The sequence below is a fragment of the Microbacterium sp. BF1 genome (assembly GCF_019279095.1).
GTDB lineage: Bacteria > Actinomycetota > Actinomycetes > Actinomycetales > Microbacteriaceae > Microbacterium > Microbacterium maritypicum.
The window spans coordinates 1-8,663 of sequence record NZ_JAGYWT010000061.1 but is presented as its reverse complement, the minus strand read 5'-3'; the positions used below and the strand labels follow the sequence as shown (position 1 = coordinate 8,663).

General features: G+C 68.8%; 10 protein-coding genes. 4 read left to right on the top strand and 6 right to left on the bottom strand.

Features of this window, described 5'->3' with window-relative positions:
• Positions 1-60: 60 nt before the first annotated feature.
• The 6 genes from KZA10_RS03820 to purL all read right to left on the bottom strand — a co-directional run bounded on the left by KZA10_RS03820 (position 61) and on the right by purL (position 5,134).
• Positions 61-819 carry a spermidine synthase gene (locus KZA10_RS03820; protein ID WP_218682210.1) on the bottom strand — a complete coding sequence of 253 codons (759 nt, stop codon included), beginning with the start codon at positions 817-819 and terminating at the stop codon, positions 61-63.
• 72 nt (positions 820-891) lie between these two features.
• On the bottom strand, positions 892-1,707 hold the full coding sequence (locus KZA10_RS03815; protein WP_218682209.1) for a hypothetical protein: 816 nt from the start codon (positions 1,705-1,707) through the stop codon (positions 892-894).
• A gap of 7 nt (positions 1,708-1,714) precedes the next feature.
• Positions 1,715-2,173, bottom strand: coding sequence for a VOC family protein (locus tag KZA10_RS03810; RefSeq protein ID WP_141385541.1), 459 nt, complete (start codon positions 2,171-2,173; stop codon positions 1,715-1,717).
• A gap of 38 nt (positions 2,174-2,211) precedes the next feature.
• Positions 2,212-2,562: a TraR/DksA C4-type zinc finger protein gene (locus KZA10_RS03805; RefSeq protein ID WP_141385540.1), complete on the bottom strand. Its 351-nt coding sequence runs from the start codon at positions 2,560-2,562 to the stop codon at positions 2,212-2,214.
• A gap of 89 nt (positions 2,563-2,651) precedes the next feature.
• Positions 2,652-2,807, bottom strand: a complete 156-nt coding sequence (locus KZA10_RS03800) for a hypothetical protein (RefSeq protein ID WP_170287942.1) — start codon at positions 2,805-2,807, stop codon at positions 2,652-2,654.
• A complete protein-coding gene (gene purL / locus KZA10_RS03795; RefSeq protein WP_141385539.1) occupies positions 2,804-5,134 on the bottom strand; it encodes a phosphoribosylformylglycinamidine synthase subunit PurL in 2,331 nt (776 codons plus the stop codon). Before purL ends, KZA10_RS03800 begins: the two co-directional genes overlap by 4 nt.
• A 294-nt stretch (positions 5,135-5,428) precedes the next feature.
• Between purL and KZA10_RS03790 the strand changes: the two genes are divergently transcribed.
• The 4 genes from KZA10_RS03790 to KZA10_RS03775 all read left to right on the top strand — a co-directional run.
• Positions 5,429-6,361, top strand: coding sequence for a hypothetical protein (locus tag KZA10_RS03790; protein ID WP_218682208.1), 933 nt, complete (start codon positions 5,429-5,431; stop codon positions 6,359-6,361).
• 313 nt (positions 6,362-6,674) lie between these two features.
• On the top strand, positions 6,675-7,871 hold the full coding sequence (locus KZA10_RS03785) for a MalY/PatB family protein (protein WP_218682207.1): 1,197 nt from the start codon (positions 6,675-6,677) through the stop codon (positions 7,869-7,871).
• A gap of 95 nt (positions 7,872-7,966) precedes the next feature.
• The gene (locus tag KZA10_RS03780) at positions 7,967-8,197 is read left to right on the top strand and encodes a hypothetical protein (RefSeq protein WP_210699041.1); all 231 of its coding nucleotides are present in this window, start codon (positions 7,967-7,969) and stop codon (positions 8,195-8,197) included.
• Positions 8,194-8,663, top strand: a 470-nt coding sequence (locus KZA10_RS03775) for a 3-keto-5-aminohexanoate cleavage protein (protein WP_218682206.1), incomplete at its 3' end; no start/stop codon positions are given. The genes KZA10_RS03780 and KZA10_RS03775, both read left to right, overlap by 4 nt.

The window sequence follows — 8,663 nt, the reverse complement described above, 5'->3', positions numbered from 1 at the left end:
CCGCCCACCAGACGGGTGCTTCGGCGTGGTGGGCGATCGGACCGGTGACGTTCTCCGGGGTCATGCGTCCTCGCCCGCGTGCGGGGCGGAGGCATCGAGCGCCTCGGCACCCGTTCTGCGACTGCGCGCCACGTACACGGTGTTCGACGACGTGCCGCCCGTGACGGCGTTCTCGAAGTCGACGACATGAGCGACGGCGTCATCGAACACGGCCGTCAACTCGACCATGAACTCCTCGTCGGGTGGGTCATCCGACCACAGGGCGAAGACGCCGTCGGGGGCGAGATGACGGTCGAGCGCGCGCAGACCGGCGGCGTCGTACAGGTCGGCGTGCGTCGGATCCAGCTGGTGCCGCGGAGAGTGGTCGACGTCCAAGAGGATCGCCGAGTACCCGGTGCGACCCTCGACGGGCGCGGAGCGCATCACCGCGAAGAAGTCGTCTTCGAGCAGGGTCGTGCGCGGATCGTTGACGAGTTCCGCCGACACCGGGAGGAGCTTGCGCTCATGCCACCCGATCACGGCGCCCAGCCGGTCGATCACCGTGAGGGCGCTCACCCGCTCATCCCGCAGGGCCGCGACGGCGGTGTAGCCGAGCCCGAGCCCGCCGACCAGCACCGAGAGGTTATCGCCGTCGACCGCTGCCAACCCCAGGTCGGCGAGCTCTTCCTCCGCCACGGTGAACAGGCTCGACATCAGGTACTCGTCGCCGAGCTTGACCTCGTAGATCTCCTGTCCCACCGCGGGCTCGGTGCGCCGGCGCAGAGTGAGGTCGCCGATCGGGGTGGACTGCCAGTCGAGCTCTTCGAACCGAGTGATCACTGCGGCATGCCTCCGTCGTCGTCCGCCCGGGTGGGCGGGGGTGCGGGCAGAACCCGCGGATGTGCCTGTGCTTCAGGACTGTTCGTCGCGGCGGGGGAGCCGGATCCGCTCGGGCTCAGGCGCGGCGGGCTCAGACACTGATGGTGCTGCCGGCGCGGAGATCTCTCTGGCCACCTGCTTCTCGAGCACGGTGACCGCGTCGTCGGAGAGCAGGATGAGCCCGTCGAGCTCTTCACGCACGCGCTTGTAGGCGACGTTGCGTTCGGCCTGTGTGGCTGATTCATCGACCGCGACCTTCAGCAGCTGCTGCGCGCGGTCGAGGCGCTTGCGCTCCGGTTCGGTGAAGGTCGAATCGCGCAGGCGTCTGGCGTCCTTCTCGGCGATCTCGAACGCGACCGCGTAGTCGCCGACGGCTTGCAGATACTCGGTGACCTGCTGCTCCGACACCTTCGCGTCTGCCGAGGCCGGTCGCAGGGCATCCGCCGTCTTCTTGGCGCGCAGGAACGCGGCGGTCAGGGGCTGGCGACCATCGCTCATGGCGGGGAAGGCGATGAGCTTCGCCACGTCGAGTTCGTAGTCGAGCCAGCGTGCGGTGATCTCGTCGTGCTCGCTGAACAGGCGCGCGACCAGGTCGTTCGGGGCGACGGATGCCGTCGTGTCGACGACGGAGGGCCCGCGGCGCCGGGCCTGCTGGGTCAGCGCACGCGCCTCGATCTCGGCGGTCTTCAGCTGCGCCTTCATGCGGAGAGTCTCCAGACGGCGCTCGTGTCGGCGCTTGGAGCTGCGCTCCCATGCCTTCGCGGCGCCGCCAGCCATTCCCATGATGGGGAAGATGAGCCACCAGTAGTGCTGCGCGAAGTTCCAGAAGCCCTGGATGAACTCGTCCATGATGAGTTCAGCCTACTTCTCGGCGGGCTCCGCTCTTCGTCAGGTCCTGCGCGAACATCACGAGGATGCCGCTCGGGCCGCGCAGATAGGTGAGCTTGTAGACGTCCTGGTAGTCGGCGACGCCGCGGAGCGGGTGATAGCCGTGACGGGCGGCGATCGCCAGCGACTCGTCGATGTCGTCGACCGAGAAGGCGATGCGGTGCATGCCGATCTCGTTCGGCAGGGTCGGTTCGGTCTCGATCGCGGCGGGGTGGATGTACTCGAACAGCTCGATCCGGCCGCGCCCGTCGGGGGTCTGCAGCACGGCGATCTTGACGTGGTTGCCGGCGAGTCCGACCGCGGTCGACGCCCACTCCCCGCTGACCTCGTCGCGGCCGAGCACGGTCAGACCGAGGTCGGTGAAGAAGGCGATGGTGGCTTCCAGATCGCGGACGGCGATGCCGACGTTCTCGAGGGCGATGGGCATGGGTGGGATGCTACTCGCGATCATCGCTCACGTCAGGGCTATCGCCCGAGCTGCTCGGCGCAGGAGACGCAGTACTCCGCGAACGGTCGTGCCTCGAGGCGGCCGGCGGGGATGGGTCTCCCGCAGTTCGCGCAGACCCCGTAGGTGCCGGCGTCCATGCGGGCGAGTGCCTCGTCGACCTGACGCAGTTCGGATGCTGCGGCCTCGGCGAGCCCGGTCAGCCGCGACCACTCCGACGACAGCGTGACGCCTTCGGGGTCGTGTTCGTCGTCGTCGTTCGAGCCCGCCCGGTCGTGAGTGAGCTCGTCGAGCGTCGCGGCCGTCGCCTGCACCCGCGCCTCGGCCTGAGCGCGCAGTGCGAGCAGGCGGTCACGGGCGTCGGCGGTCATGCGCCCACTCTAAGCACAGCCACCGACATCCCGGGCCGGTGAGCCGTGTTCCGGGTCGGCGACCCGTTTCCGGGGCCGGTGACCCGTGTTCAGCCGAGGAGCAGCGTGATCACGGTCGCGCCGCCACCGCCGAGGATGAGCGCGATGATGACGGTCCACGCCACGATGCGCATGCGTCGGTTGCGCTTCTCGCCGAGGTCGCCGTAGTCCTCGTCGTTCGAGTCCTGACGGCTCACGTCGCTCATGCGCTGACCTCGGTGACGGTCGGGCCGAAGTACGACGGGAGGGTGGCCTGCGAACGCTCGCGCAGTTCGGCGGCCGTCACGGTGAAGACGCCCTGAACCTCGAGCTTCGCGCCTTCGCTGTCGGTCACGCCGATGCGCATCACGGGGTAGTCGCGTCCTTCGCACAGACCGCGGAACTTCACGTCGTCTTCACGGGGCACGGTCACCAGCACGCGGCCGGTCGACTCCGAGAACAGGGCGGATGCGGCATCCACACCGTCGCGCTCGATGATCTCGTTCAGCCAGACGCGGGCGCCGACACCGAAGCGCATGACGCCCTCGGCGAGAGCCTGCGCGAGGCCGCCTTCAGAGAGGTCGTGGGCCGAGGAGATCAGCCACTCGTCGCGAGCCGCCGACAGCAGACCGGCGAGGCGCTTCTCGCCAGCGAGGTCGACCTTGGGGGGCAGACCGCCGAGGTGCTGGTGCACCACATCGGCCCAGGCCGAGCCCGAGAGCTCGGTCGAGGTGGTGCCGAGCAGGTAGATGTTCTGACCCTCGTCCTGCCATCCGGAGGGGATGCGGCGCGAGACGTCGTCGATGATGCCGAGCACGCCCACGAGCGGAGTCGGGTGGATCGGCACGTCGCCCGTCTGGTTGTAGAACGAGACGTTGCCGCCGGTGACCGGGGTGCCCAGCTCGTAGCATCCGTCGGCCAGGCCGTCGACCGTCTGACCGAACTGCCACATGACCTCGGGGTTCTCGGGAGAGCCGAAGTTCAGGCAGTCGGTGATCGCGGTGGGAACGGCACCGGTGACGGCGACGTTGCGGTACGCCTCGGCGAGGGCCAGCTGCGCACCCGCGTAGGGGTCGAGTTGGCAGTAGCGGCCGTTGGCGTCGGTCGAGACCGCGAAGCCGAGACCCGACTCCTCGTCGACGCGGACCATGCCGGCGTCGTCGGGGAAGCTCAGGGCGGTGTTGCCGAGCACGTAGTAGTCGTACTGGTTGGTGATCCAGCTCGTGTCGGCCAGGTTCGGCGACGCGACGAGGTTCAGGAACTGCTCGCGCAGCGTCTCCGGGTCGTTCGAGCGGGGAAGGTTCTCCGCGGCATCCGCCTGCAGTGCGTCGATCCACGTCGGGTAGGCGACCGGGCGGTCGTAGACGGGGCCGTCGACCGCGACGGTGGAGGGGTCGACGTCGACGATGCGCTCGCCCTGCCAGTCGATGATGAGGCGTCCGTCGCCGGTGACCTCGCCGAGCACGGAGGTCTCGACCTCCCACTTGTTCACGACCTCGAGGAATGCGTCGAGCTTCTCGGGGGCGACGATCGCCATCATGCGCTCCTGCGACTCCGACATGAGGATCTCCTCGGCCGTGAGCGTGGGGTCGCGCAGCAGCACGTTGTCGAGCGAGACCTTCATGCCGCTGTTGCCGTTGGCCGCGAGCTCGCTGGTCGCGCAGGAGATGCCGGCCGCGCCCAGGTCCTGGATCGCCTCGACGAGCTCGCCGCGGTACAGCTCCAGGCAGCACTCGATGAGCACCTTCTCGGCGAACGGGTCGCCCACCTGCACGGCGGGACGCTTGGTCGGACCGGTGGAGTCGAAGGAGTCGGAGGCCAGGATGCTCGCGCCGCCGATGCCGTCGCCACCCGTGCGAGCGCCGAAGAGCACGACCTTGTTGCCGACGCCGGTCGCGTTGGCGAGCTTGAGGTCTTCGTGACGCAGCACGCCCACCGCGAGCGCGTTCACGAGGGGGTTGGCCTGGTAGACGGAATCGAACACCGTCTCGCCGCCGATGTTCGGAAGGCCCAGGCAGTTGCCGTAGAAGCTGATGCCGCTGGTCACACCGTGCACGACGCGGGCGGTGTCGGGGTGGTCGATCGCACCGAAGCGCAGGGCGTCCATGACCGCGACCGGGCGGGCGCCCATCGAGATGATGTCGCGGACGATGCCGCCGACACCGGTCGCCGCGCCCTGGAAGGGCTCGATGAACGACGGGTGGTTGTGCGACTCGGCCTTGAAGGTGACGGCCCAGCCCTCGCCGACGTCGACGACGCCCGCGTTCTGGCCCATGCCCACCATGAGGCGTTCCTTCATCTCGTCGGAGACCTTCTGGCCGAAACGACGCAGGTAGTTCTTGGACGACTTGTAGGAGCAGTGCTCCGACCACATGACGGAGTACATCGCCAGCTCGCCCGAAGTGGGGCGGCGTCCGAGGATCTCCTTGATGCGCGCGTACTCGTCGGGCTTGAGTCCGAGAGCCGCGTACGGCTGCTCCTTCTCGGGCGTCGCGATCGCGTTCTCGACAGAGTCGGGGACGTGCTGGTGGGAAGGTGCAGGGGCGGTGGTCACGCGCACTCCAAAGGAAGGGGCCGGCGGGGCAGGTTCAGTCTACCGGCGCGGCGTCCGACAGGATTTCGGCTGGAGGAGCACGTGAACCCGCCGCCTTCCTCGAATCGTTGTATGAAACACCCAGGCCTTCCGCCCTGGTGATCCTAGGGTGGCGATATGCGCCTGCGTCTCCTTGCTCCTCTCGGCCTCGCGACCGTCTTGGTCATGGCCGGGTGCACTCCTGCCCCCGATGTATCGCCGAGTCCCTCCGCCTCCGCGCCGGATCCGACGCCGACTCCCACAGAGGAACCCATCGTGGCTCCCGAGGCGGCGTTCGATGTGACGTGCTCCGACGTGAACAGCGCCGTCGCGGGCGTTCTTGGTGCGGCTGTCGGCGGGGAGAAAGACGTCCTGGGCCTGACATCCACACCGATCTGGTATCCGGGGCCGGCGCAGTACATGATGCAGCAAGCCGGAGGGATAGCGTGCTCGGCGGGAGACCCCGTGCAGTTGGACCCCAACTCGACCTCCCCCGCGGACTGGAGCATCGCGGTCGTGCCTGGTGCGCAGGCGATCATCGACGGTGCGGCGGAGCGTGGCGCGAGCGACATCCCCGGAGACGGCATCCGCTGCTTCACCGGCTCGTGCACCATCGAACTTCGCGACGGCGACGTGCTCATGACCGGTTCGTTGCGGTCCTCCGCATTGGTCGAGAGCGACGCCGACCGTGTTCGCGAGGCGATGGCCGGCGTTCTGGCATCGGCCGTCGCAACCCTTCGCGACTTCGAGCCCGGCCAGAGCAAGATCGCGGGGGCACGATGCGAGACGCTGCTCACCGCGCAGGAGGCGTCCGAGATCCTGGGCAGGGAAGTCGTGATCATGGACTACACCGAGCTCGGCGGGTGGGGAACAGCCGCGGAGATCTACTTCGCGAGTGAAGGAGCGCAGTACTGCATGTACGCGACGGGGCCGGACCCGTACGGCGATCCCACGCTGGTCGCACTCACCACCCTTCCCTCCGGTGCATGGGCGTTCGAGAAGCTCGATGCCGGGAGCCCGGTCTCCCTCACCGGCGCGGACGCCGCCCTCACGGGAGTCGACTTCTACGGCCGGACGGTGCTCGACGCTCGTGTCGGTGCCGACTGGCTGCGGTTCACCGTTCCCGTCGGGGAAGACGCATCCTCCGTCACGTCCGTCGCGGAGGCGACCATCGAGCATCTGACCCGGGGGCGTCCTGCCCCGCAGTGATTCCCTGCGAGGTCCGCGCGACGGATGTGCCGGATGCAGGGAGCGGGGACGGATGCAGGGAGCGGGGACGGATGCAGGGAGCGGGGACGGATGCAGGAAGACTCGCCGCGTTCTGCTCCTGCATCCGTCCGATCTCCCGACGGATGCACCGCCGGGAAGCGCCGTCACGCACGGAAACGTGAAATGCGACGGCGCGGGGCCGTCCGTAGATTGGTCGGACCCCGCTGTGAATGGAGTTTCCCGTGTCCGAGATCCGCGCCCTGCGCCCCTCCTGTACCGACGCCGTCGGCTGAACCGGCGGGAACCCCAGATCATGACCGCGGACCGCTCCTCGCACGCGTCGCATCCGTTCGATGCCCGTACCCGTCTCTTCCTCGATCGGCCGCAGAGTCGTAAGTGGAGTCTGCATCCCGGCCACATCGGGGCGTGGGTGGCGGAGATGGACTTCGGGGTCGCTCCCGAGATCGCGGAGGCGCTGCATCGGGCGATCGACGGCGAGAACCTCGGCTACCTCTCGCCCCCGCAGGCGACGGGGCTGGGAGAGGCGACGGCCGAGTGGATGCGCGACGAGTACGGCTGGGTGGTCGACCCGGAGCGGGTGCATCCGGTGTCGGATGTGATGGCGGCTCTCGGGGTCGCGGTGCAGGAGTATGCGCCGGCGGGTTCGCCCGTGATCGTGCCGACTCCTGCGTACATGCCGTTCCTGACATACCTGCCGGCGATCGGGCATCCGGTGATCGAGGTGCCGGGTGTCGAGGTCGACGGGCGCTGGCAGCACGACCTGCAGCGCATCGACGAGGCCTTCGCCGCGGGGGCGCGGACACTCGTGCTCTGCAACCCGCACAACCCCACCGGAACGATCGTCGGTCGGGAGGAGCTCGAGGCGATCGCTCAGATCGTGGAGCGGCACGGCGGGCGGGTGTTCGCGGATGAGATCCACGCCCCGCTGCGCTACGACGGGGCGCCGTTCGTGCCCTACGCGTCGGTGTCGCAGGCTGCTGCCGCGCATACGGTCACGGGGACGAGCGCATCGAAGGCGTGGAACATCCCGGGGTTGAAGACCGCGCAGCTGATCACCTCGAACGATGCGGATCAGCAGCTGTACACGCGGTTCGGGTTCGCGGTGCAGCACGGCGCGGCCACCCTCGGCGTCGTCGCCTCGACGGCGGCGTATCGGTCGGGTAAGCCCTGGCTGGCGGACGTGATCGAGTACCTCGACGGGGCGCGGCGGCAGCTCGCATCGCTGGTGGACGAGCATCTTCCCGGGGCCGTGTATCGCGTGCCCGAGGCGACATACATCGGGTGGATCGACACGTCTGCGCTGGGGATCCCGGGCCCTCCGGCAGCGTTCTTCCGTGAGCAGGCCGGGGTCGTGCTGACAGAGGGACGCCTGCTCGGGCGCGGTGCGGAGGGCCATGCGCGGGTCGTGTTCGCGACTCCTCGTCCGGTGCTCGACGAGGCGTTCGCGGCGATGGGCGCTGCCGTGCGTCGGGCCGGTCTCGCGGCCTGACATCCTGCGCTCTCGAACCCTGGCGTCGAGGCTGTCAAGGGTCTCCTCGATGTCGGTGGCCTGACGTAGAAAGGGAGACAAGAGAAGGGATCCCCATGGCTGCAGGCGACATCGAGACGTTCCACCGCAACGGCATCTGGTTCAACCGCATCGAGGGTGAATCGCAGACGTTGGGCAGCAGCTTCCTGAGCGAGGCCGAGGCGGTGAAGGTGGGTCGCAGTGCCGCGGTCGCGCGTCAGGTCGAGCACACGGTGCGCAGCGACGAGGGCCCTTCGGTCGACTCCTTCTCCTACGATCTGCACCCGCGTGAGCTGATCGGCCGATGACCGCGACTTCTGGTGCCGATCAGGTTCCCGTGCCCGAGCGACGCATGCTGTTGCAGGCATGCGTCAACGGCGCCCGTGATGCGGTCGGGCATCCATGGCTGAGCGCGGATGCCTCGGTCGTGGCCGACGACGCCGCCAGGGCTGTGGCGGCGGGCGCGCACGAGGTGCACGTGCACCCGAAAGATGCCACGGGGCGCGACAGTCTCGCCGCCGACGATGTCGCACGGTGGGTGCGGGCGGTGCGCTCCGCGAGCCCTGGCGTGCCGGTCGGTGTGACCACGGGAGCGTGGGCCGAGCCCGATGTCGAGCGTCGTCTCGCGGCCATCGAGACGTGGACGGAGCTGCCTGATCACGCGTCGGTCAACTGGCACGAGGCCGGCGCCGACGAGGTGGCCGCGCTGCTGCTGAAACGAGGTGTCGCGGTCGAGGCGGGGCTGTGGGATGCGGCAGGTTTCGAGGTGTGGAA

Bases quoted from the DNA above. Each gene is read 5' to 3' on its own strand.
- KZA10_RS03785 (WP_218682207.1), top strand. From the start codon at position 6,675: ATGACCGCGGACCGCTCCTCGCACGCGTCGCATCCGTTCGATGCCCGT.
- KZA10_RS03805 (WP_141385540.1), bottom strand. From the start codon at position 2,562: ATGACCGCCGACGCCCGTGACCGCCTGCTCGCACTGCGCGCTCAGGCC.
- KZA10_RS03800 (WP_170287942.1), bottom strand. From the start codon at position 2,807: ATGAGCGACGTGAGCCGTCAGGACTCGAACGACGAGGACTACGGCGAC.
- KZA10_RS03780 (WP_210699041.1), top strand. From the start codon at position 7,967: ATGGCTGCAGGCGACATCGAGACGTTCCACCGCAACGGCATCTGGTTC.
- KZA10_RS03810 (WP_141385541.1), bottom strand. From the start codon at position 2,173: ATGCCCATCGCCCTCGAGAACGTCGGCATCGCCGTCCGCGATCTGGAA.
- KZA10_RS03815 (WP_218682209.1), bottom strand. From the start codon at position 1,707: ATGGACGAGTTCATCCAGGGCTTCTGGAACTTCGCGCAGCACTACTGG.